This window comes from Streptomyces sp. NPDC003327 (assembly GCF_053589515.1).
The window spans coordinates 1-21,937 of sequence record NZ_JBSFSA010000026.1 but is presented as its reverse complement, the minus strand read 5'-3'; the positions used below and the strand labels follow the sequence as shown (position 1 = coordinate 21,937).

Annotated in this window: 16 protein-coding genes and 1 pseudogene; 12 read left to right on the top strand and 5 right to left on the bottom strand. The window is 73.9% G+C overall.

All coding sequences use genetic code 11. The features are described from left to right. Positions 1-86: 86 nt before the first annotated feature. The 8 genes and pseudogenes from ACWDVG_RS20075 to ACWDVG_RS20040 all read left to right on the top strand — a co-directional run bounded on the left by ACWDVG_RS20075 (position 87) and on the right by ACWDVG_RS20040 (position 8,782). Positions 87-923: an alpha/beta fold hydrolase gene (locus ACWDVG_RS20075; RefSeq protein WP_451700625.1), complete on the top strand. Its 837-nt coding sequence runs from the start codon at positions 87-89 to the stop codon at positions 921-923. Positions 924-961: 38 nt separating this feature from the next. Further along, positions 962-1,084: pseudogene (locus tag ACWDVG_RS20070) on the top strand (LLM class flavin-dependent oxidoreductase); the annotation flags it as partial. A 124-nt stretch (positions 1,085-1,208) separates the two neighbouring features. Then, positions 1,209-4,028 (top strand): helix-turn-helix transcriptional regulator, encoded by a 2,820-nt coding sequence (locus ACWDVG_RS20065; protein ID WP_451700624.1) that lies wholly within the window; start codon positions 1,209-1,211, stop codon positions 4,026-4,028. 136 nt (positions 4,029-4,164) lie between these two features. Continuing rightward, positions 4,165-5,412, top strand: coding sequence for a PucR family transcriptional regulator (locus tag ACWDVG_RS20060; protein WP_451700623.1), 1,248 nt, complete (start codon positions 4,165-4,167; stop codon positions 5,410-5,412). A gap of 139 nt (positions 5,413-5,551) precedes the next feature. Next, positions 5,552-6,403 (top strand): alpha/beta fold hydrolase, encoded by an 852-nt coding sequence (locus tag ACWDVG_RS20055; RefSeq protein WP_451700622.1) that lies wholly within the window; start codon positions 5,552-5,554, stop codon positions 6,401-6,403. A gap of 41 nt (positions 6,404-6,444) precedes the next feature. Continuing rightward, positions 6,445-7,350: a helix-turn-helix domain-containing protein gene (locus ACWDVG_RS20050; protein ID WP_451700621.1), complete on the top strand. Its 906-nt coding sequence runs from the start codon at positions 6,445-6,447 to the stop codon at positions 7,348-7,350. Between the two features lie 44 nt (positions 7,351-7,394). Beyond that, complete coding sequence (locus tag ACWDVG_RS20045; protein ID WP_451700620.1) at positions 7,395-8,126, top strand: alpha/beta fold hydrolase; 732 nt, start codon at positions 7,395-7,397, stop codon at positions 8,124-8,126. A gap of 149 nt (positions 8,127-8,275) precedes the next feature. Then, complete coding sequence (locus ACWDVG_RS20040; RefSeq protein WP_451700619.1) at positions 8,276-8,782, top strand: hypothetical protein; 507 nt, start codon at positions 8,276-8,278, stop codon at positions 8,780-8,782. On the opposite strand, the gene ACWDVG_RS20035 is transcribed toward ACWDVG_RS20040, so the two are convergent. Beyond that, positions 8,774-10,513: a SpoIIE family protein phosphatase gene (locus tag ACWDVG_RS20035; protein WP_451700618.1), complete on the bottom strand. Its 1,740-nt coding sequence runs from the start codon at positions 10,511-10,513 to the stop codon at positions 8,774-8,776. The genes ACWDVG_RS20040 and ACWDVG_RS20035 overlap by 9 nt on opposite strands. Positions 10,514-11,051: 538 nt before the next feature. Between ACWDVG_RS20035 and ACWDVG_RS20030 the strand changes: the two genes are divergently transcribed. Further along, positions 11,052-11,663 carry a helix-turn-helix transcriptional regulator gene (locus ACWDVG_RS20030; RefSeq protein ID WP_451700617.1) on the top strand — a complete coding sequence of 204 codons (612 nt, stop codon included), beginning with the start codon at positions 11,052-11,054 and terminating at the stop codon, positions 11,661-11,663. Between the two features lie 36 nt (positions 11,664-11,699). Here ACWDVG_RS20030 and ACWDVG_RS20025 read toward each other — a convergent pair whose 3' ends face one another. The 4 genes from ACWDVG_RS20025 to lanKC all read right to left on the bottom strand — a co-directional run bounded on the left by ACWDVG_RS20025 (position 11,700) and on the right by lanKC (position 18,228). Beyond that, on the bottom strand, positions 11,700-13,451 hold the full coding sequence (locus ACWDVG_RS20025; RefSeq protein WP_451700616.1) for an ATP-binding cassette domain-containing protein: 1,752 nt from the start codon (positions 13,449-13,451) through the stop codon (positions 11,700-11,702). Then, the gene (locus ACWDVG_RS20020) at positions 13,448-15,268 is read right to left on the bottom strand and encodes an ABC transporter ATP-binding protein (RefSeq protein WP_451700615.1); all 1,821 of its coding nucleotides are present in this window, start codon (positions 15,266-15,268) and stop codon (positions 13,448-13,450) included. Before ACWDVG_RS20020 ends, ACWDVG_RS20025 begins: the two co-directional genes overlap by 4 nt. A gap of 153 nt (positions 15,269-15,421) precedes the next feature. Beyond that, positions 15,422-15,550 (bottom strand): mycelium formation morphogenetic lantipeptide SapB, encoded by a 129-nt coding sequence (gene ramS, locus ACWDVG_RS20015; protein ID WP_015037662.1) that lies wholly within the window; start codon positions 15,548-15,550, stop codon positions 15,422-15,424. Positions 15,551-15,594: 44 nt separating this feature from the next. Further along, the gene (gene lanKC, locus ACWDVG_RS20010; protein WP_451700614.1) at positions 15,595-18,228 is read right to left on the bottom strand and encodes a class III lanthionine synthetase LanKC; all 2,634 of its coding nucleotides are present in this window, start codon (positions 18,226-18,228) and stop codon (positions 15,595-15,597) included. Positions 18,229-18,484: 256 nt separating this feature from the next. Between lanKC and ACWDVG_RS20005 the strand changes: the two genes are divergently transcribed. From ACWDVG_RS20005 to ACWDVG_RS19995, 3 genes are all read left to right on the top strand, one after another. Then, positions 18,485-19,648 (top strand): esterase-like activity of phytase family protein, encoded by a 1,164-nt coding sequence (locus ACWDVG_RS20005; protein ID WP_451700613.1) that lies wholly within the window; start codon positions 18,485-18,487, stop codon positions 19,646-19,648. 225 nt (positions 19,649-19,873) lie between these two features. Beyond that, positions 19,874-20,926: a permease gene (locus tag ACWDVG_RS20000; RefSeq protein ID WP_451700612.1), complete on the top strand. Its 1,053-nt coding sequence runs from the start codon at positions 19,874-19,876 to the stop codon at positions 20,924-20,926. Continuing rightward, positions 20,923-21,813 (top strand): TIGR03943 family putative permease subunit, encoded by an 891-nt coding sequence (locus ACWDVG_RS19995; RefSeq protein ID WP_451700611.1) that lies wholly within the window; start codon positions 20,923-20,925, stop codon positions 21,811-21,813. The genes ACWDVG_RS20000 and ACWDVG_RS19995 overlap by 4 nt, the downstream gene beginning before the upstream one ends. Positions 21,814-21,937 lie beyond the last annotated feature (124 nt).

The window sequence follows — 21,937 nt, the reverse complement described above, 5'->3', positions numbered from 1 at the left end:
GAGGCGCGGGGCCGGGCCTAGCGTGACGGGCACACCGCGCCGCTTCGACGCGCGGACCAGCCACCCCGAAGCGAGGACACATCCCCATGCCGTACATCACCGTGGGCCAGGAGAACACCAACCCCGTCGAGCTGTACTTCGAGGACCAGGGGGCCGGGCAGCCGGTCGTCCTCATCCACGGCTTCCCGCTCGACGGCCACTCCTGGGAGCGGCAGACCGCTGCCCTGCTCGACGCCGGGCACCGCGTGATCACGTACGACCGCCGCGGGTTCGGGCGCTCCACTCAGCCGACCACCGGTTACGACTACGACACCTTCGCGGCCGACCTGAACACCGTGATGGAGACCCTCGACCTGAACGACGCCGTCCTCGTCGGCTTCTCCATGGGCACCGGCGAGGTCGCCCGCTACATCTCCACGTACGGCTCCGCCCGTGTCGCCAAGGTCGCCTTCCTGGCCTCTCTGGAGCCCTGCCTGCTCCGGACCGACGACAACCCCGACGGCGTGGCCCCCAGGGAGTTCTTCGACGGAGTCGTCGCCGCGGTCAAGGCCGACCGGTACGCCTACTACACCGCCTTCTTCAACGACTTCTACAACCTCGACGAGAACCTGGGCAGCCGCATCAGCGAGGAGGCCGTCCGCAACAGCTGGAACACCGCCGCCCGCGGCGGCTCCTTCGCCGCCTCCGCCGCGCCGGCGACCTGGTACACCGACTTCCGCGCCGACATCCCGTCCGTCGACGTGCCCGCCCTGATCCTGCACGGCACCGCCGACCGCATCCTGCCCGCCGAGAACACCGCGCGCCCCTTCCACAAGGCCCTGCCGTCGGCCGACTACGTCGAGATCGAGGGTGCCCCGCACGGCCTGCTGTGGACCCACGCCGAGGAGGTCAACACCGCCCTCCTCGCCTTCCTGGCGAAGTGACACCGCACCGCTGACCGGCCGGGTGGCGCGCGAGCCCCGACCCGGTGAAGGTCGCCGAGGACTACGCGATGCTCCAGCACCTGGCCGACGGCCGGGTCGACCTCATGCCGGGCCGCGGCAACACCGGCCCCGTCCACCCGTGGTTCGAACCTGCGCTTCGACTGCGGCGCGCCACCGGGCCGGCCGAGGGCGGGGTGGTCCACATGGTTCATACTGTTCCGCCGTACCGCACGAGAACCGAGTCCGTCCCGTGCGGCCCGGGCCGGCGGAATGAGCGTGAACCGAGTGACGACGAGGAACGCGCCCGAGGCGCCCGACGGCGTACGGACGCCCCTCCGGGGCAGGGACGCCGCAATGGCGTTCCTGGGGGAACGGCTCGTCGCGCTCGGCCGGGGCGAAGGCGGAATCGTCCGCGTCGAGGGTCCCGCCGGCATCGGCAGATCCAGGATCCTCGCCGAGGCAGCGGGGGCCGCGAGGCGGCGCGGGGTGCGGGTGTTCGAAAGGGCGACGGACGGCGACGAACAGTGCGTACCGCTCGGCCCGCTCCTCGAAGGCGTACTCTCCGGCGAGGAACCGCTGCCGGGCGCCCCTCGCCTCCGGGACCTCGCCGCCACGCCCGGCCAGCGGTTCTGGCTGCTTCAGGAGCTGGGTGACCGCCTGCGCGAGGCGGCCCGGAACGGACCCTTGCTCGTCGTCCTCGACGACCTCCAGTGGTGCGACGACCTGACCCTCCTCACCTTCCACACCCTCGCGGCGGGTCTCTCGTCGCACCCGATCCTGTGGCTGGTCGCCGTCCGCGCCGGCAGCGTGCCGTCCGGGGTGCGCACCACCCTCGACAGGATCCGTCAGGCGGGCGCACGCGAGCTGGTCCTCGATCCGCTGCGGGACCGTGCCGTCGCCCGGATCGCCGAGGACGTCCTCGGCGCCCCTCCCGACGCGGACGTCCTCCGCCTCGCGCACCGCGCCGAGGGGGTGCCCCAGCTGCTCGTCGAACTGCTCGGCTCGCTGCACGAGGAGGAGGTGACGATCGAGAACGGCAGGGCCGGGCTGCCGGCCGGACCCCCCGCCCCGCGTCGACTCCCCTCCGTCGCGCGCCGCCTCGACCAGCTGTCCGACGACGCGCGGGAGCTGGTGGAGACGGCGGCCTCCGTGGGCGGCACGGCCCCCGTCGCGCTGCTCGCCGAACTGCTCGGCAGGTCCTCGGCGGCGCTCATCACAGCCGTACGGGAATCCCTCGAAGCCGACCTGCTCGCCGAGAGCGGCGATCTGCTCGTCTTCCGCCACGACCTGGTCCGCGAGGCGGTGGAAGCCGGCCTCCCCCTGCCCCTGCGGCAGGCCCGGCGCCGACATGCCGCCGGAATGCCGCCGGAGGAAGCGCCGGCGGACGCGACGGAGGTCCGCAGAGCGGCGCCGGGACACGCGGCGGAGGCCGACCGGCTGCGCACCGAAGCGGCGGAACTCGCCCGCACCGACCCCGCTGCCGCCGCGGAACGCGGCCTCGAGGCCCTGGAACTCCTCCCGGCGGACGCTCCGGGGCGGCCGCGGGTGGTGGCCGAGACGATCCCGCTGCTCTGGCAGACGGGCCGGGCCGCCCAGGCACGTGCCCTGGGAGCCGCCGCCCTGGCGGCCGACGGTCTCGGACCCGAGGACGAGGCGCTCCTACGCCTGGCCCTGGCACGCCTCGCCGTGCGGTCCGACTTCTCCGAGGCGGTCCGGCAGGCCCGCGCAGGGGCGGCGCTGCCCGGGATCTCCCCGACCGCGAGGGGGCGACTGCTCGCCATGCTCGCCGTCGGCCTGTCGATGTCGGGCGAACACACGGCGGCCGAGGAGGTCGCCGCGCGGGCGTGGGAAGCCGCGGCGGCAGCGGGGGACCGCACCGCCGAGGCCACCCTGACGACGGTCCGCTCGGCCGTGAGCTTCCACCGCATGGACCTGGCCGAGGCGTTCCGTCAGGCCGAGCGGTCCGCCGCGCTGGCCGACGCCCTGGGCGTCAGCACCTCGCAGTGGGTGCCGGAGGCCCTGTGGCGCGCCCTCCTGTCGAACACCACCGGACGCACCGCGGAGGCGCTCGCCGTCGCGGAGGAGGGCATCCGGATCACCAGGGAGCAGGGCCGGACGGCCGCCACCCGCATGTGGCTCATGACCCGCACCCGCATCCTCCTCGAAGCCGGACGGCTGTCGGACGCGCGGGCCGACGCGGAAGCCGCGTCCCCGGCGATCGACGAACCCGGCCCCGGCAACCTCGCCGACGTCACGCTCCGGTACGTGATGCTGCGCGTCGCCCTCCACACCGGCGACCGGCAGACGGCGGAGACGTACGCGGCGGAGGCGAGGCGCATGCGCGGCGACGACGCCCTCGTCGTCCGGCACTTCGGCACCTGGATGCTGGCACTGATGGCCGACCACGAGGGCCGGCCCGACCGCGCCATGGCCGAACTCGACGCGGTGATGACGGCGCCCGCCGAGGACCGGCCCGCCTACGCCGGCCTGATCGACCCGGCCGACGCCCCGGTGCTCGTCCGCATGGCACTGCGCGCGGGCCGGCACGAACGGGCCGTGCAGACGGTCGCCATGGCCGAGAAGCGAGCCGTGCTCAATCCCGGCCTCCCGTTCCTCGCCGCCACCGCCGCGCACGCCCGGGGACTCCTCGACAACGACCTCGCCCCTCTCGTACGCGCCGTCCGGCTCTACGAGGACTGCCCCCGGGTGCTGGCCCGGGCGTCGGCGCTGGAGGACGCCGGACGGAAGCTGGCGGCCACCCGAAAGCCGGAAGCGGTGCCGTACTTCGAGAAGGCCCTCGCGCTCTACGCGGGAGCGGGCGCCGAACGGGACGCCGCACGGGTGCGCCGGCGCCTGCGGGCCGGTGGTGTGCGCAAGCGGCCCTCGCCGGCCGGGCCGGACAGCGGATGGCCCGAGCTGACGGCCGGGGAGACGCGGGTGGTACGGCTCGTGGCCCGGGGGCTCACCAACCGGCAGGCGGCCGAGCGGCTCTCCCTCTCCCCGCACACGGTGGGTTCGCACCTGCGCCGGGCCTTCACCAAGCTGGACGTCACCTCGCGGGGGGAGCTGACCCGGTTGCTGAAGCACCGTGACAGCGGAGAGTAGTCGCTTCGTATCCCCCAGGGGCGTCACGGCAATGAACGATTCGTGCGATGTGCGGACGTTGTCGTTTCCTCAGACTGATCACGAACCGCGGAAGGGAGGAGTCCGCGGGGACACGTGATCGAGAGAGGAACGACGCATGACCGGAAGGCTCCAGCGAGCCCGCCCCGGCAGCCCCGAGCTCCAGGCACTCGTGGACGATCTCGCGGAGCGGCTCGGCCGGTCCGTCGCCGTCGACGACCCGCTGGTCCGCATGGTCTGCACGAGCCGCCACTTCGGCGACGAGGACCCGGTGCGCATCGGCACCCTGCTGCAGGGCCGCGCCGACAACGCCGCCATCCGCTACGTCCTCGACCAGGGCGTGACCCAGTGGTCGAGGCCCGGCTTCATCGACGGCCGCGACGATCTCGGACTGCTGCCCCGGTACATCGTGCCGCTGCGCGAGCGCGGGCATCTCCTCGGACTGCTCGTGGTGGTCGTGCCCGAGAGGACGCTGGGGGAGCAGGAGACTTCCACCATCGCGCGGGCCGCGGACGCCATGTCGGTCCTGATGTACGGAGAGCAGATCGCCGCCGACACCCGGAAGTCCGACGAGCGGGACCTCGCCCTCGAACTCGTCGGCGCCGACGTCGCCGCACGCACCACCGCGCGCCGGCGCGGCGCGGAACTGGGGCTGCTCGGTGGGGCGGAGCACGTCCTGGTCACCGTCGTCCAGCTGAGCTGCGGGACGGAGCTCGTGCGCCGGCCCGAGGCCGCCCTGTGGGCGGCGCTGGAGGGGTACCGGCAGACGCGCTCCGCCCAGGGCCTCATCGCGATCGGCAGGGAGCGGGCGATCCTGCTCCAGCTCCGCGACAGGCCGCCGTACCCGGACGAGGTCGCCGCCCAGTCCGCCCGCATCCTCGGCGAACTCCGCACGTTCCTGGACCCGTCGGCGGACCCCGTGATCGGCGTCGGGGGCCGGCACACCCGCCTGGACGACGCGTGGACGTCGTACGAGCAGGCGCTCGTTGCGGCCCGCGCGGCACGCCGACTGCCCTCTCTGCAGAAGACGGGTGACTGGGAACTCCTGGGCGAGCTCGCCGTGCTGCTCCAGCTCCCCGAGCACGCCCTGAACGCCTCGCTGGTCCCCCAGCCGCTCCGGACCCTGACCGAGGCTCACGGCGGCGACCGCCTGCGGGACACCCTGCGCTGCTTCCTCGACCACGCGGGGTCGATCCCCAGGACCGCGGAGACGCTGGGCATCCACCGCACCTCGCTGTACTACCGCCTGCGCCAGATCCAGGAGATCACCGGACTCGACCTCGACGACGGCGCCCACCGGCTCACTCTGCACCTCGGCCTCCGGGTCGGGGAGCTCCTCGGCCCGGGCTCCGTCGGGGGCCTGTGACCCCGGCCCCGCCTTCGACAGAGCGAGGAGGATCCACGGTCGGATTCCTACAGCGCGCGGTGGTGCGGGCGGCGGGCCCCATTTGATGATGTTCGGGACGGGCGGGGCGGACACACCGCCCCTGACCAGGGGAGAGGTCATGAGGGAACTGATGACGACGGACGGCGCGCGGCTCGCGTACCAGGACACCGGAGGCGAGGGCGTCCCGCTGGTGATGCTGCACGGCTGGGGACAGACGCAGGCGATGTTCCGCCACCAGATCGAGGGTCTGGCGGTCGGTCGGCGCGTCGTCACCGTCGACCTCCGTGGCCACGGAAAGTCAGGCAAGCCGCGTCACGGCTACCGCATAGCCCGGCTTTCCCGCGACGTACTCGAACTCGTCGACCACCTCGGTCTCGACCGTTTCGACGCGCTGGGGTGGTCCATGGGCGTCTCGGTGTGGTGGAGCTTCGTCGACCAGTACGGAACCGGACGGATCCGGCGCTTCGTCGCCGTCGACCAGCCCGCGGCGGTCGCCGCCGTGCCGTGGATGACCGAGCGCGAACAGAGGGAGTCCGGCGCCATCTTCGACGTGTCGGGACTGCTGTACCTGGGCGCGGCCCTCGCCGGTCCGGAGGGCGACACGGTCCTCGCCGACTTCGTGCGCGGCATGTTCTCCGGCGAGCCCGACCCCGGGGTACTGGCCTTCGTCACCGAGGAGATCGGGTCGACACCCGCCCACGCGGGCGTGCCGCTGCTGTTCGACCACTGCGCGCAGGACTGGCGGGACGTGCTTCCCCGGATCGACGTGCCGACCCTGGTGATCGGCTGCGAAGGAAGCCATGTGCAGCCCGATTCGCAGCGCTTCGTCGCCGAGCGGATTCCCGGCGCACGCCTGCACGTCTTCGCCCCCGACGTGGCGAGCTCGCACTTCCCCTTCCTGGAGAACCCGCCGGCCTTCAACGCCGTGGTGGAGGAGTTCCTGACCGAGGAGCCGGCGAGAGGGGCGTGAACCCCGCCCTCCGCTGCACGAACCCACGGCTAGGAACCACCATGCCCCTCCCCCTCATGTCACGCGGGCCCGAACTGCCCCGACAGCCGGCCGCTCCGCCCCCGCCCTCCTCCCGCTCGGGACAGCTGGTCCAGCTGCTCTCCGAGATTCCGGACGCGCAGGACCGGAACCACGTCTACCTCGGCGTCCACGTCCGCGGGCCCGTCACCGTCGTCCACGAGCGCGCCCGGACGCTGCTGGAGCCGAACGACCTGGTCTTCTGCGACCCGGCCCGACGGCACCTGCTCCGGTTCGGCGAGGACTGCCAGATGATCTTCTTCCGGGTGCCCCGCTGCTATCTGGGCCTCCCGGAGCCGGAACTCGACCGGGTGCTCGGCGTCCCCGTACGCGGCGGGGAGGGCATCGGGGCGCTGGCGTCCGACTTCCTGACCGCGCTCGCCGAGAAGGCGGAGTTCCGCCGGTCCACGATCGGGGACCGGCGTGCCCGGACGGCCGTACAGCTCCTCTCCGTCCTGGTCATGGAGCTCCTCGAAGCGGAGACGGCGGACGCGGTCGACGACGCGCCCGGAGCCGGCAACGCCTTGCTGTCCCGTATCCACGCCCACATCGAAGAACACCTGAGGGACCCGGACCTCTCGCCGGAGTCGATCGCACGCGCCCACCACATCTCCGTCCGTTACCTGCAGAAGCTGTTCCAGAACGACGGCAGCACGGTGAGCCAGTGGGTGCGGCAGCGCAGGCTCGAGTCCTGCCGGTTCGAGCTGGGCCGCTCCACCCGGAGAACCACGATGGCCGCGATGGCGCACCGCTGGGGCTTCAGCAGCCCCTCGCACTTCAGCCGCACGTTCCGCGGGGCCTACGGCATGAGCCCCACGGAATGGCAGGCCCTGGCGACCTCGGCCTTCGCGCCGATGATCGCCGACGCCCGGGACGAGCGACGGCGCTGAGACGCGTGCGCCTCGTCCTGCCCGACACCGAGAAGAGAACTCGCATGCCCCACCCCACCGTCGTCCTCGTGCACGGTGCCTTTGCCGACGCGACGGGCTGGATAGGCGTCATCGCGGAACTGCGGAGCAGCGGCATCCCGGTGGTCGCCCCGCCGAACCCGCTCCGGGGCCTGGCATCGGACGCCGCCTACCTCGCCTCCGCCCTGACGCGGGTCGAGGGTCCGGCCGTACTCGTCGGCCACGCGTACGGCGGTGCGCTGATCACCGTGGCCGGCGCCGCGGAGAACGTCGTGGGGCTCGTCTACGTGGCCGCCTACGTGCCCGACGAGGGCGAGAGCCTCGGCCGGCTCCAGGGGAACTTCCCCGGTCCTCCGCTGACGGAAAGCCTGAAGGAATGGACCTATCCGCTCCACGACGGCGCCCACGCGGTGGAGGTCACCATCGAGGAGAGGGCGTTTCCCGCCGTCTTCGCGGCGGACGTGCCCGAGGATGTCGCCGGCGTCCTGGCGGTGGTCCAACGCCCTCTAGCCGCGGCGGCGTTCACCGAGACCGCGGCGGTGGCGGCATGGCGGACGAAGCCGTCCTGGGCCCTGGTGGCCGGGGCCGACCGCACGATCGGCCCCGAGGTCCAGCGCTTCGGCGCCGCACGGGCCGGCGCCGTCGTCGTCGAACTCCCGGACGCATCCCACGCCGTCACCCTCTCCGAACCCACCAGGGTCGCCGACCTGATCAGGGCCGCGGTACGAGCGACGAGCCGACCGACCGACCGGGCGTGACGCTGGCCGGTGCCCGGAACCGGCGGGTCCCCACGGCCGGATCGTCGTTCTCGACGACACGGTCGGGTTCGTCTACTCCCCGAAAGCCCGCACGTCCCTGGTGCGGGCGATCCTCCTCGCCGCCCCTCCCATGCGTTCGCCTCGTCGACGTGGCCCGCGAGGCGGGCCTCGCCAAGACGACCGTCTCGGCGGCACTGAACGGCTCCGGAAGGCTCTCTCCCGAAGTGCGGGAGCGGATGGACCTTCCGGAGTCGCCGTACGTCGCCCGGCTGACCGCTGCCACCGCCGCGACGTCGCTGCGACGCGGCTACGCCGTGGTGCTGCTGCCCGCCGGCTCCCTGCAGAGCGAGTGGGCGGACCTGTCGCTCGACGCGATGGTCGTGGCCGACCCCGTCGCCGACGACGCGATCGTCGAGGACCTCCTGGCCGCCCGCATCCCCGTCCTCAGCGACCGCTCCGTCGAGGGACGGCCCGGAGCGTACTGGATGGACGTGGACGCCGGCGCCGAGCCGCAGGCTGCCGGCGTCGTCGTGGCCGTTCACACAAGCCCGAGCGAACGCCGCTCGGGCACGGGGGAGCGCGGGGCGTCGCAGGCGGCCGTCATCCGTTCCCCGGGACGTCCGAGCGCCTCGCCCGGATCACGCGGTTCACGGTGAGGGGGCCTCGGCCAGGGGTACGCGGAGGGTGAGCACGGCCACGTCGTCGTCGTTGTCGGAGGGACGGGCTTCCATCAGGGCGTCGACGAAGCTCTCCAACGGGTGGTGGGCGAGGCGGGCGGCGTGGCGGCGGAGTCGTTCCAGTCCGTCGTCGATGGGGTGGCTGGGTGACTCGATCAGACCGTCGGTGTAGAGCACCAGTGTCGACCGGGCCGGCAGTGTGCGGGCGGCGTCGGTGCGGCGGAGGCCCGCCTGGGCGCCGAGCAGGATGCCGTGCCCACCGGTGAGGTAGCGGGCCCGGCCGTCGTCGGTGACCAGCAGGGGAGGCGGGTGGCCGGCGTTCGTCCAGTGCAGTTGCCACTGCCCGTCGGTCCCGGGCTCGAGCCGGCCCAGGATCATCGTCGCCATGCCGACATCGGTGATGTGGGGCAGGGACCGGTCGAAGCGGTCGACGATGACGCTCGGCGGTTCCTGCTGGGACCAGGCGTAGGCGCGCAGGATGTTGCGCAGCTGGGCCATGCCCGCCGCGGCGTCCAGGTCGTGTCCGGCGACGTCGCCGATCACCAGGGCGAGTGCCTGGTCGGGCAGGCGGAAGACGTCGTACCAGTCGCCGCCCACCTGGGAGGCGTAGGGGGCGGAGAGGTAGCGGGCGTTCATCTCCAGGCCCGGCACGCTCGGCAGCTGGGGCAGCAGATGGCGTTGCATGGTGTCGGCGACCTTGCGCTGACGCTGGTAGAGGCGGGCGTTGTCCAGTGCCAGACCGGCCCGGCGGGTGATGTCCTCGAGAAGGGGGATCTCGGCGGTGGTGAACGGCTCGGGGTGGGCGGCCCGGCCCAGGGTGAGTGCGCCGAGAACCTCGCGCAGGCCCCGGATGGGCGCGATGACCGCGGAGTGCATGCCGGTGGTATCGAAGAGTCTGCGCTGTTCGACGGCGATGTGGGTGTCGGGCGGGCCTTGGTACGTCTGGGGGGTCGCCAAGGTGGAGCCCGCGCCGCGCAGCGCACGGGACAGCGGCAGCGGAGAGGTCTCGGGGACGGAGAACAGGGTTCCTTGCAGGTCCTGTCTGCGGGTGACACCCCCCTCGTCACCGTGGGCGACCAGGGTGCGCTGGACATGGCCGCTCTCCGTGATCAGGTCGACCACCATCCAGTCCGCCAGCATGGGGATGACCAGCCTGACCAGCCTGACCAGCCGGTCCAGCGCCTCGTTGACGTCGAGGGTCGCCGTCAGCTGCGTGGTGGTCTCGGCCAGCAGCGCCAGCCGCTCCAGCTCCGGGAGCAGCCCCGTGTGGAGGGTGGGCGCCGGCAGGGAGCCGCCGGCCGCCGGGTCGTACGCGTGGAAGACCACCAGGGCCCCGGTCTCCTGGGGGGTGAAGCGCAAGGGGGTCACCAGCCAGGACGCGGTCAGCAGCGTGCCGTCCCCGCGTGCGAAGAAGCCCTGCTTCTCCTGGCGTGCCTGGCCGCCGATGAAGGCTTCCATGATCGAGCACTGGCTGCGCGGCATGCGCATCCCGTTGGCCTGCCGGTGAAGGAGGTCGTGCGCGTCCTGCCCCAGCGCTTCGTCCACGCTGCGGCCGAGCAGCATCTCGGCCTGCGCGTTCATCGCGACCAGAGCCCAGTCGGCGTCCACGGCGTAGGCCCCGGCGCCCAGCCGGTCCAGGGCCTGCCCCAGCAGACGCTGCAGCATGACCAACCGCTCGCGGGGGCTCCTCGAACCCGCCGTGTCGTTCATCCCCGCACCTCCACGCTCCGGAAAGGCCTGTGCGCCCGGTGCCCGGCACCCGACCGGACGGCGGGGCCGGCCACGACACCGGCAACCGCGCAAGGACACGGCGCTGCCGCTGCTCAGGGACGGCTGGGTAACACAGGAACCGTACACGGTGGGTATCGGCGTCCCCGTACGGCGACCACGCCGCTGGGGGGCGGCGGGCCGAGGTTGCCTCACGGCAGGCCACCTCAGGCGTCACCCGATCGTGCGGCGCACACGGTCTCGGCCGGGCTCCCGCGTGAGGTCCCGTCCGGTTGACGCCGAGCCGCGGGCGAGCCGTGCCGGGGTGGGATCCGGACAACCCCCGCGCGCGCGGGTCGGCACCGCACGTCGTCGGCCTGCGCTCCCGTGCCGGGCACGGATCGGATCCGGCCGGGACGCTGCGCCGTGCGCCCTCCGTGCGCCTGGTGACCCGTTCTTAGCGGAGCGTCAAGGGCAGAGGGGTGGGGGTGACTGATCGCGTCGTGCACCCCTGGCACGACGCAGGACCGAAGGGCTGGGAATGATACGGGTGACGGTGGTCTACGAGGCACAGCTCCTGCGCACCGCGCTCGAGGAACTGCTGCGGTCGAGCGGGATTCATGTGGTGTCCTCGCTGCCCCGGTGGCCCGACGGCCCGGCCGCCGAGCGGCCGGAGACGGATGTGTACGTCGTCGACGCCGAGTGTCTGCCGCCCTCCGTCTTACCCGTCGGCGCCTGCTTACCCTCGTCACGAGCCGACGCGGCGGCCCGCTCGGTGCTCCTGGCCCTCGTCCCGGGGCACCGGCCGGGGGTGCTGAGACGGGCGCACGCGGCAGGAGCGGCCGGCTTCGTCGACAAGGACAGCCCCAAGTGTCGACTGGTGGAGGCGGTGCACCGGCTGGCCAGAGGGGAGCGCTTCATCGACGACACGCTGGCGCTCGGGTTTCTGCAGGCCGCGGAGATGCCCCTGACCCGGCGCGAACTGAGCGTCCTGTCGCTGGCCGCCAACGGAGCGCCGATCTCCGAGATCGCCGCCACGCTGTTCCTGTCCAAGGGCACCGTCCGCAACTACATGGCGAGCGTCATACGCAAGGTCGGCGCCCGCAACCGGGTGGACGCCATCCGGATCGCCCAGGGCGCCGGGTGGACCTGAACCCGGGCCGCGTGAGGTCTCCGCGGCCGGGGTGACTCACCGCTCGCTCGCGACCCAGTGCCCCATGAGATCGCGGTAGAGAGCGGAACGCTCCAGCAGCTCCGCGTGTGTGCCGTCCTGGGCACGGGCGCCGTCGAGGACGAGGACGCGGTCGGCCCGGAGCGCGGACGACAGCCGGTGGGCGACGACGACCAGGGTGCCGGGCCGTGCCCGCAGCGCCTGTTCGGCCGTGGCCTCCGCGACGGGATCCAGGTGGCAGGTCGCCTCGTCGAGCAGCAACAGTGGGGCTGAGGCCAACAGCGCCCGTCCCACGGCGATGAGCTGGCGTTCGCCGAGGGACAGGGTGTCGGGCGTCAGCGTACGGTCGAGCCCGCCCATCCGGTCGACGAGCGGCCGCAGGGCCAGCGCGTCCACGACCTCCTCGACATCGGACCGGCCGGCGTCGGGCCGCAGATAGCGCAGGTTCTCCCGCAGGGTGCCCGTGAAGACGTACGCCTCCTGAGGAAGGAGCACGCGCAGGGCCGCGAGTTCCGGCGGCCGGCAGGTACCGATCGGGTTGCCGAAGAGACGTACCTCCCCTCGCTCGGGCGTCAGCAGGCCCGCCATCGCGTGCAGAAGGGTGGATTTGCCGATGCCGCTCGGACCGACGACCGCGAGGTGTTCACCCCGTTCGACGGTCAGTTCCAGATCGTCCAGTACGGGCCGGGACCCGGGTCCGTACGCGGCGCGCACGCGGTGGAGTTCCAGGGCCGCGGTCGCCCGGCCCGTGCGGCGGGAACCGGCTGCGGGGCCGGCGGGGGAGGGGCCGGCGGGGGACGGAGCGGCGGGGGAGGGTCCGGCGGGCAACGGCCGGGTGAGCCGGTCCAGGATGACGAACAGCCGCGCGCCCGCCGCGCCCAGCACGGTCATCAGGGTGTGCAGGGCGGGGAGCAGCGACTGGAGGACGTAGGTGAGCGCCCCCACCATGGCGCCCGCCGTGACCCCCTGGCGGAGGAGCCACGGAGTCGCGGCGAGCAGCAGGAACACCGGCAGCTGCCCGGCCGTCGCCACGGAGAGCGTGCGGACGGCCGCCCAGCGGGCCAGGACGCGCTGGGCGGCCGCGGCCTCCTCGACGGCACGGCGGTTCGCCGCGGCGGTCGCCTCCTGGGCACCGCAGGCCACGATGTCGCGCAGGGCGGTACGGGTGACCTCGGCGCGCCGGCCGACCGCCTCGTCGGCGTCGAGGTAGCGGTGCTGGGCCCGTGCCATGGGCCGGAGCGACGCCGTGAACAGGGCGAGGCCCAGCGCCAGGGGAGGGACCACGAGGAGGAGGAACTGCGGTGCGAGCGACACCAGGCCGGCGAGGGCTCCCACGGCGACGAACACGAAGGAGCGGGCCGCGAGCACCAGTCCGGCGAAACTGTCCCGGGCGATCTCGGTCTGGCTCGTCAGCCGGGACACCGCCGTGGTGTCCGCGCCGCGGCCCCCGGCGGTGGCCGAACGCAGAGCCCGTACGACCGACCCTCGTACGAGGTCGTCCCTCAACCCTTCCGTGAGGTGAGGGAGTTGAGCGAAGATTCCCCGGACGACAGGAGCGCCGAGAAGGACGGCCACGGCGGCTCCCGCCAGCCAGAGCAGTCCTGTGGCGGGGGAGCCCTGCAAGAAGCCGTCGTCGAGGGAGCGGGCCACGCAGTAGCCGCCGAAGAACGTCTGGGCGGACTCGGCGGCCGACCAGGCCGCCAGTCTCGCCAGGGCGCCCCTGCGACGGAGCAGGAGGGACCGGACCGGCGCCAAGGCGCGCGGTGTCATGTGCGCGCCTCCGCTCCGGTCGGCGGTGTCGACGTCTCCGTCTCCGGTGCCACCGCTTCCGGCCCGGCCGTCACGGAGTCCGCCCCGGCCGCCGGCCGTGCAGCCTCCGCCGTGAACACCGCGCGGTACTCCGGGTCCTCCCACAGCAGACGGTGAGGTCCGGTCCCGCGTACACGGCCCGCCTCCATCCAGACCACCCGGTCCGCCCGGGCGGCGGTGGACACCCGGTGGGCGACGATCAGCCTGGTGCACGGTCGCGGTGACGCGGCGAGGGCGCGCTCCACCTGCCGTTCGGTGGCCGTGTCCAGACTGGACGTGGCGTCGTCGAGGATCATCAGGCGCCCCTCGTTGACGAAGGCCCGTGCCAGGCCCAGGCGTTGGGCCTCTCCTCCGGACAGTGGCGCCTCGTCCACCGGGGTCTCGTAGCCGCGGGGCAGCAGTCGGAGGAAGGCGTCGGCGCGGACGGCCGTCGCGGCCTCCCTGACCCTCTCCGCCGTGGCGGGGCCCCGTGCGGGGCCGGCCCCGGCGGCCAGCGCCGCGCCGATGGTGACGGTGGCACCGCCGTCGAAGACCGGACGGGCGAAGGCGTACGCGGTGGCCCCCCGCAGCTCCGCCGCGGTGAGGTCGGCCAGGTCGACACCGTCCAGGAGGACGTGTCCGGCGTCGGGGTCGGTCAGCCTGCCCGCGACGGCCGCCAGAGTGGACTTGCCCGCACCCGAGCGGCCCACGACAGCCACCGTGGAGCCGCCCTCGACGGTGAGCGTCACGTCCGTGATCAGGGGAACGCCCCCGCGCACCACCCGCACCCGGTGCAGCTCCAGATCGCCGGGCCCGTCGGGCGGCAGGACGGCGGCGCCGTGGGCCATCGGTTGCAGACGGGCGAGCTCGGCGGTGCGGCGACCCGCGCTGCATGCCCGGACCAGGGTGCCGAGGGGCGCCGCGACGCCTCCGATCCCGGCGGCGAGCGCCGCGTACCGGGACACGGCCATCAGCTCGCCCACGCTGACGTCACCCGCGGCGAGGCCCCACCCCGCCACCGCGACGACGGCCGTGGTGAGCAGCGGGAGCAGGACTCCGCTCCGTGCCACGGCTCGGCCGTGGACGAGCCACATGCGCGTGCCGTGCAGGGCGAGTTCCGGCAGCGGGGCGAGGATGCGGTCCTCCTCTCGGCGAGCCGTGTCGGCGGCGGCGACGGTCCGGGCGCCGCCCAGCGCTTCGGCCAGCCGGGCGGCCATGACGCCCTGCGCCTGCTGGTACCGGCCGACCGAGTCGGAGGACTGGGTGGCGAACGCGCGCAGGAGCAGCAGGAGCAGCGGGAGACCGGCGGCGAAGACCGTCGCGGTCCAGGGGTGGATGAGTGCCAGGGCCACGAGCGCCCCGATCGGTACGAGCACGGAGGACACCGAGGTCGCGAGGGCCGCCGGGGCGGTGCCGCTGTCGGCGGCGTTGACGCACAGCCGTGCGGCGACGTCACCGCCCGAGTGGGGCGCCGCCCGGTGGGGGGCGGTGCCGAGGAGGCCGGCCAGGGCGCGCAGCCGGATCCACGCGGTGGCGCGGGCGTTGGCGAGCTGGGTGAGGAGCACGGTGCCGGTCTCCGCGAGGATCTCCACGGCGAGCAGCGCGGCGGTCCACGCCAGCCACGTCCGCGCCCCGGGTCCGTGGCGCAGCAGCAGGTCCAGGGTCCCGCCGGCGAGCGCGGGGACGGCGAGCGAGCAGGCGGCGCCGACGACGGAGCAGAGCAGCAGCGCCGCGGTGATGCCCGCGGTGTGCCGTGCGGCGCCGACGAGCAGCCGGTCGGAACCGGTCGGCGAGGCCATCCGATCCCCCTCTCTTCCCTTCTCGTACCGGAACGCGCCCCACGGGACCGCGGGCGGTGCCCGGCCCCGACGGCCGGTGCCCCGGGAGCAGCGCTCCCGGGGCACCGTGACTCCACACCGGCGTCAAGGCGCCGTGCGGGAAGCCGGATCGGGTCAGTTACAGGTCGTCACGCTGAGGCTGCTGTCGCCGCAGAGCAGGAGGCTCGCGCGGCTCCCGGTCTCGACGTCACCGATGGCCTCGTCCTTGGGGGTCTCCAGCGACTGAAGGTCGAACAGGTTCATGATCGTTTCCTTTCGTTGGGGGACGGATGGTGCGGACGACCCCGTCACGGGGCCGGTTCGTGGGGCCGCGGAAGCGGCGGGAGGAACGGCAGCTGCGCGGGGCGGTCGTCCAGCGCGGCCGCGAGGGCCAGCAGGACGCCGGCGGTGCCGGTGGAGAGGTCCATGGAGAGGCGCATCATCTGCTCGCCGGGGAAGGCGAGGTGACCCCGGTAGGACATGGCGTGCCAGGAGAGGCATCCGACCTGGCGGCGTACGTCCTCCGGCGCCGTACCGGGCCCGCCGACGTTCGTACGGGAGAGGTGGAGCACCATCCCGGCGACGCCGCGGAAGAGGCCCGGCTGGGCGTAGAAGGTGGCCTGCGCCGCCCGTACGATGTCGCGGCGGGCCCGGTCCAGGACGTCGTCGTACCGGTGGAGGAGGAAGTCGTCGATCACCGTGCCGATGCCGACACTGCCCGCGCCGAGGTAGGGCATCGTGCGCCAGCCCTCGTCGACCTGCAGGGTGCCGGAGGCTCCCCGGACGCAGCGCGAGAGGTCGTCGTGGAGCGCCTCGGCGGCGAGGTCGAGCAGCGCGGAGTCCCGCGTGCGTTCGTAGAGCCGTACGAACAGCAGGGCCCGTCCGGCACCGCCGTGCAGCAGCCCCGTGCGCACCGTGCCCGGGGCCGCGCCCCCCGTCGTCCCGACGGACGTCCGGGGCGGGCGGGCCGTCAGCTCCGCGCAGCGCAGGGCCGCCGCGTGCAGGGCGGTCTCGCCGGTGGCGGTGGCCAGGGCGTCCAGGGCGAGGCCGATGCCGGCGGTCCCTCCGTGCAGGTCGGGGGCGAGGGCCTCGTGGTCCTGTTCGAGGACGAGCGCGGCCAGTTCGAGCGCGGCGGCCGTGTGCCCGAGCCGGTCGAGGGTCCACGCGACGCCGCTGAGTCCGTCGTAGAAGCCGAGCGGCGTGCCGGAGTCGGGGGCCTTGGCGTACCGCAGCAGTCTGTCCTCGGCCTCCGGACACCGGGGGGCCCCGCTCTCCCGCAGGGCGTGGAGCACCCCCGCGGTGCCGTACGCGACGGACATGCCCCCGCCCGCGGTGGCGAACTGGGCGATGTCGCCGGGGAAGAAGCGGTCCTCCCGGCCCGGTGTCGCCGAGGCGTGGACGGCGCGCACCAGGGAGTCACGGGCGGCGGGCCAGTCTCCCGGCTCCACGGGCAGGAACCGGGAGCCGTCCGGGTGTCGAGCGGGCACCCGGACGCCGTCCCGTGGCCGGTTCCCGGCCGGTTCGCGCATGATCTCCCGCACCGCCTCGTCCAGGAATCCGGAGGGCACGGGGAACCGCGCCGCGGCGGCCTCCGCCAGGTGCGCGGCCTTGGCCCGGTCCACGGCCAGCAGACTCGTGAGGGGGATGAACAGGGCGATCCGGAGGCACGCGAGGGCGTACCGGTCGACGTCGAAGCCCCGCCGGTCGGCCGGTGCCACGAACGCCGGGTTGGCGACGGTCTGACGACCGCCCTCCGCGGCGGGCTTGGCGGCTTCGAAGTCCAGCAGCACCACCGAGGACTCGTCCTCGGACACCATGATGTTGAACAGGTGCAGGTCGTTGAAGACGATCCCGCGTGCGTGGACCTCGGCCACGGCCCGCTCGACGAGCCCGTGGATCCGCAGGGCCCACTCCGTGTACTCCGCGAGCCTCTCCGCCGGCGGGTCCGCTTCCATGAGGGGGTGCCGCCGGGCGAAGAAGGTGTTGAGCGGCTTGCCCCCGACGAACTCCAGCGCCAGGAAGTGGTGGTCGCCGACCGTGAAGCTGTCGAGGACCTCCGGAGTGCAGGCGAGACCCGACAGCCTCTCCAGCGCCTCGCGCTCGCGGCGCAGCCGGGTCACGGCGTCCGCCCCGTCCGCGGCCAGCCCGGCGTACGGGCGCGCCTCCTTGAGGACGACCCGCCGACCGGTCGGCCGGTGCCGGGCCTCGTACACCCCGCCGCCGTTGGAGAAGTGCAGCGCCTTCTCGATGTCGTACGGCAGGTTCCCCACCGTCACCGCGGCCCGTGCCGCGAGGTGCGGAAGCAGGAAGGCCGGCGGCGTCACCCAGTCGGGCACGTGGAAGACGGGACCGCGGCGATCGGGTACGAGCGTCCCGGACGCGTCCTCCAGGGCCGGCCGCAGCTCACCGTGCCCGTCGTAGCAGTGGCGGCGGGTGAAGCTTCCGTACCGCAGGTGCACGGGGCCCCGGCCCCACCGCAGGTCGCTCAGGATGTACGGACCCGCCTCGCCGTCCAGCAGCCCGGCCAGGTCGGTGGCCACGCGCTCGCACTCCCGGTCGTCGGCCGGGTAGACGGTGATGAACTTGCCGCTCGCCGAGCGGTCCGCGTACTTGGCGTTGCGCTGGTGCAGCAGGTAGCGGCTGGGGACGAACTTGAAGGCGACGTCCTGCCCCAGGCAGTACTCCCGGACCTTGGCGAGGACCGCCTCCGCGTTGTCGAGACCGGCCGAAACGTGGATCTTCCAGCCCTGCGAAGGGAGCGGGCGGTCCAGCGGACGCAGAGCGAGCCAGTCGCCCGTCCGGTGAGAGGTCCAGCCCTCGGGGACGGGGAGGCCGGCGGCCGGGTAGAGCGAGCCGCGCTCGGCCTCGCCGAAGACGAGGCGGTGGGGCGCGTCGTAGAAGTGACGGTCGGCGTCGCAGAAGACCGCGTACCCCTTGTTCACTGCGCACTCCCTCGGTCGGTGACGGACACGACGTTGTCACCTCCCCCACGAGCTCCGACAGTCGCCGCTGTCACCTTCCGTATGTGCGGAACGCACGGGTAACCAGGGCCCCCTGCACGCCCCCGACCCCGATCGGGAGGCGAACGGACCGATCATCGGCTTGTCGGTCCGGGGGCGGGTGAAAAGGACGGGACGGGCGAGGAACACCCGCGTGGGTGACTGCGGGGCACGGGCGGGCCGGGTCATGATCATCCGCATGCGAGCTTCCCTGATCCGCCGCGCCTGCGCCGCGGCCCTGCTCCTCACGTCCACCCTCGCCCCCACGGCGGCCGCCGCGCCCCAACCCGGCTCCGCCGGGCCGGAGTCGAAGCGGCCGGTCGAGGCCCGTCTCCTCGGCGAGAAGATCGTGCCGCACAAGCTCGACTTCCGGGGCACCACCGTCGGCGGCCTCTCCGGAATCGACCGTGACCGCTGCACCGGCGAGTACGTCTTCATCAGCGACGACCGGTCCTTCCTCCAGCCCGCGCGCTTCTACACCGCGAGGCTCGACGTCGACGCCCGCGGCGTCCACGCCGTCGACTTCACCGGAACCCGCCCCTTCCTCCAGCCGGACGGGTCGCTCTACCCGTCGCCCGCCCTCGGCGACGGCAAGGCCGTCGACCCGGAGGAGATCCGCGTCGACCCGCTCCACTGCCGCTACTGGTGGGGCCAGGAGGGCGACCGGCCCGCCGTCGCCGGGCCGCCGGTGATCCAGCCGTCCATCGAGATCTCCGACCCGGACGGCAGCCACCGAGGCCGCCTCCGGCTGCCGGAGAACCTCACCGTCACCGCCGAGCGCGGACCCCGCCGGAACCAGGCGATCGAGGCGCTCACCTTCGGACCCCGCGGCAAGGTCGTGACCAGCGCGATCGAGGGCCCGCTGCTCCAGGACGGCCCGGTGCCGGACGTCACGCACGGCGCCCTCGTGCGGGTCACCCAGCAGACCCGCGCCGGCCGGGTGCTCGGCCAGTTCGCGTACCCGATCGAGAAGATCTTCGCCGAGTCCGACCCGGACAGCCCGTGGGGTCCCGACACCGGTGTCCCGTCCCTGCTCGCCTTCCCGGACGACCCCGACCGCTACCTCGTGCTGGAGCGCACCTGGGTCGCCGGCTCCGGGTACAAGATCCGCCTGTACGACGCCACCACGCGCGGCGCCACCGACGTACGGGCCGTGGACGCCCTGGCCGGAGCGACCGTCACGCCGATGCGCAAGCGGCTCGTCGCGGACTTCCACGCCCTCGGCCTGTCGACCGTCGACAACACCGAGGGCATGACCTGGGGACCCACGCTCCCCTCCGGCGAGCGGACGCTGATCCTCGTCAGCGACGACAACTTCGCCGCGGACGCCGTCACGCAGATCGTCGCCCTCGCCCTCCGCTGACCCCGGAGGACGTACGGCCCGACCGCGAACGCCCCGTCGCCCCGCCACCGCGAGGGTGACGGGGCGCTGCTGTGAAGCCCCGACCGGAGCCGGGCCGGGCCTCGCCCGGGCCTAGATGAACATGAATATCGTCGGCTATTGTGTGGCCGCTCGCGCCGGGCGACCTCCGGGCGGGCCGGGCGCGTTCCGCCGTACCGCGGCGGACGAGGAGCGAGGGGGCGCGGCGTGGCTGACGGTGCGGCGGGTACGGCGACGGAGGCACCACCGGCACGGCAACCCGACCCGCCGGGCGGGAAGGCCGTCGGGGAGCGGGGGCGCCGTCCGAGGACCGGCAGGGTCAGCGCCTTCCTGGTCGCCGCCACGGTCGTCGCGGTCTGCGCGGGACCGTTGCTGGAGCGGCTGTTCGGGCTCGCCGCGCTCGGGGCCTGGCGCACGCTGCTGGTGGCGATCGTCGTACAAGGCGTACCGTTTCTGCTCCTCGGGACCGTCGTCTCGGCGGCCATCGGCGCCTTCGTCCCCGCCCGGGTGTTCTCGAAGGCCCTGCCCCGCAACCCCGTCCTCGCCGTCCCGGTCGCCGGCGCCGCCGGCGTGGTGCTGCCCGGGTGCGAGTGCGCCTCCGTGCCGGTCGCGGGCAGCCTCATGCGCCGGGGCGTCGCTCCCGCGGCGGCCCTGACGTTCCTGCTCGCGGCGCCCGCCGTCAACCCGGTGGTGCTCGTCTCGACGGCGATCGCCTTCCCCGGCAGCCCGGAGATGGTGGTCGCGCGGTTCGGCGCCTCGCTCGTCACCGCGGTCGTCATGGGCTGGCTGTGGATCCGGTTCGGGCGCGAGGAGTGGCTGCGGCTGCCGAGGGGGCAGGCCGAGCAGGCGGCGGGCGCGAGTCGTCTCGTGGCCTTCCGGCGCGGGCTCCAGCACGACTTCCTGCACGCCGGCGGCTTCCTGGTGGTCGGCGCCATGGCCGCGGCGACCTTCAACGTCCTCGTACCGCCGGCCGTTCTGGAGGTGTTCTCCGACTCCCCGTGGCTGGGCGTCCTCGTGGCGGCGGTGCTCGCGGTCCTGCTGTCGGTGTGCTCGGAGGCGGACGCCTTCGTCGCCGCCTCGTTCACCGGCTTCTCGCCCACCGCCCGCCTCGCCTTCATGGTGGTGGGCCCGATGGTCGACCTCAAGCTGATCGCCCTGCAGTCGGGAGCCTTCGGACGGGCGTTCGCCGTGCGCTTCTGCGCCGGCACGTTCGTCGTGGCCGTCCTGTGCTGCGTACTCGTCGGAGGCCTGTTCCTGTGACCGGACGACCCCCCACCCGCGCGCGCCACCCACGCCCGCTGAGCGAACTCGGTCTGCCCCTCCTGCTGGTGCTGACCGGCGCGGGACTGCTCCGCGCCACCGTACGCAGCGACGTCTACCTCCGGTACGTGAAGGAGGGCCTCTGGCCCTTCCTCGTCGCCTCCGGCATCCTGCTGGTCGCCCTGGGACTCGCCGGGCTCGGCGCCGAGGCGGTGCGCCGCCTGCGGCAGCCGGTGCTGCGCCGCGACGCGTCCGGCCGCAGGTACTGGCACGACCCGTCGGACGACCACGCGGCGGGCCACGACGACCGGGGCCACGGGCACGACCACGGAGGTGACCACGGGCACGGGCACGGGCACGGAGGTGACCACGGGCACGGGCACGGCGGGGCCACGCACGTCGCCTGGCTGCTCGCCGTCCCGGCCCTCACCCTCCTCTTCGTCGCCCCGCCCGCGCTCGGCTCGTACACGGCCTCGCGCGACGGCGCGGCGGTGCGCGTCGAGCGGACCGACTACGAGGAGCTGGCCGACGCGCCGACCACCGCCATGGCCATGGAGGAGTTCATCGGGCGCTCCGTGCACGACTCCATGAGCCTGCGCGGCCGCAAGATCCGGCTGCTCGGCTTCGTCTCCGCCGGCAAGAGCCCGGACACCTGGTACCTCAACCGCCTGAAGCTCAACTGCTGCGCGGGCGACGCGCGGACGATGCGCGTGGAGATGCACGGCGCGAAGGCGCCGGGCAACGACACCTGGGTCGAGGTCACCGGCGTCCTGCGCGCCGACGAGGTCGACGCCGACGAGCCCGTGCCGACCATGGACGTCGGTGCCCTGAAGCCCGTGGCCGAGCCCCGCAACCCCTACCAGGACGCGCCGCCCTCGGACGGCTGAGCCCGCGGCGCCCGGCGGCCGCCGGCCCCCGGGGGGCCGGGGGCCCGGGGGGCCACCCCCCCCGGGTGCGGCCCCCCGCCCCCCCCCCGGGCCACCGCGGGGGCCCCGGAGGGGGGGCGGGGAG

Excerpts from the sequence above, each read along its gene's own strand:
- ACWDVG_RS20075 (WP_451700625.1), top strand. The coding sequence starts at position 87 with ATGCCGTACATCACCGTGGGCCAGGAGAACACCAACCCCGTCGAGCTG.
- ACWDVG_RS20060 (WP_451700623.1), top strand. The coding sequence starts at position 4,165 with ATGACCGGAAGGCTCCAGCGAGCCCGCCCCGGCAGCCCCGAGCTCCAG.
- ACWDVG_RS20055 (WP_451700622.1), top strand. The coding sequence starts at position 5,552 with ATGAGGGAACTGATGACGACGGACGGCGCGCGGCTCGCGTACCAGGAC.
- ACWDVG_RS20050 (WP_451700621.1), top strand. The coding sequence starts at position 6,445 with ATGCCCCTCCCCCTCATGTCACGCGGGCCCGAACTGCCCCGACAGCCG.
- ACWDVG_RS20045 (WP_451700620.1), top strand. The coding sequence starts at position 7,395 with ATGCCCCACCCCACCGTCGTCCTCGTGCACGGTGCCTTTGCCGACGCG.
- ACWDVG_RS20035 (WP_451700618.1), bottom strand. The coding sequence starts at position 10,513 with ATGAACGACACGGCGGGTTCGAGGAGCCCCCGCGAGCGGTTGGTCATG.
- ACWDVG_RS20030 (WP_451700617.1), top strand. The coding sequence starts at position 11,052 with ATGATACGGGTGACGGTGGTCTACGAGGCACAGCTCCTGCGCACCGCG.
- ACWDVG_RS20025 (WP_451700616.1), bottom strand. The coding sequence starts at position 13,451 with ATGACACCGCGCGCCTTGGCGCCGGTCCGGTCCCTCCTGCTCCGTCGC.
- ACWDVG_RS20020 (WP_451700615.1), bottom strand. The coding sequence starts at position 15,268 with ATGGCCTCGCCGACCGGTTCCGACCGGCTGCTCGTCGGCGCCGCACGG.
- ramS (WP_015037662.1), bottom strand. The coding sequence starts at position 15,550 with ATGAACCTGTTCGACCTTCAGTCGCTGGAGACCCCCAAGGACGAGGCC.
- ACWDVG_RS20005 (WP_451700613.1), top strand. The coding sequence starts at position 18,485 with ATGCGAGCTTCCCTGATCCGCCGCGCCTGCGCCGCGGCCCTGCTCCTC.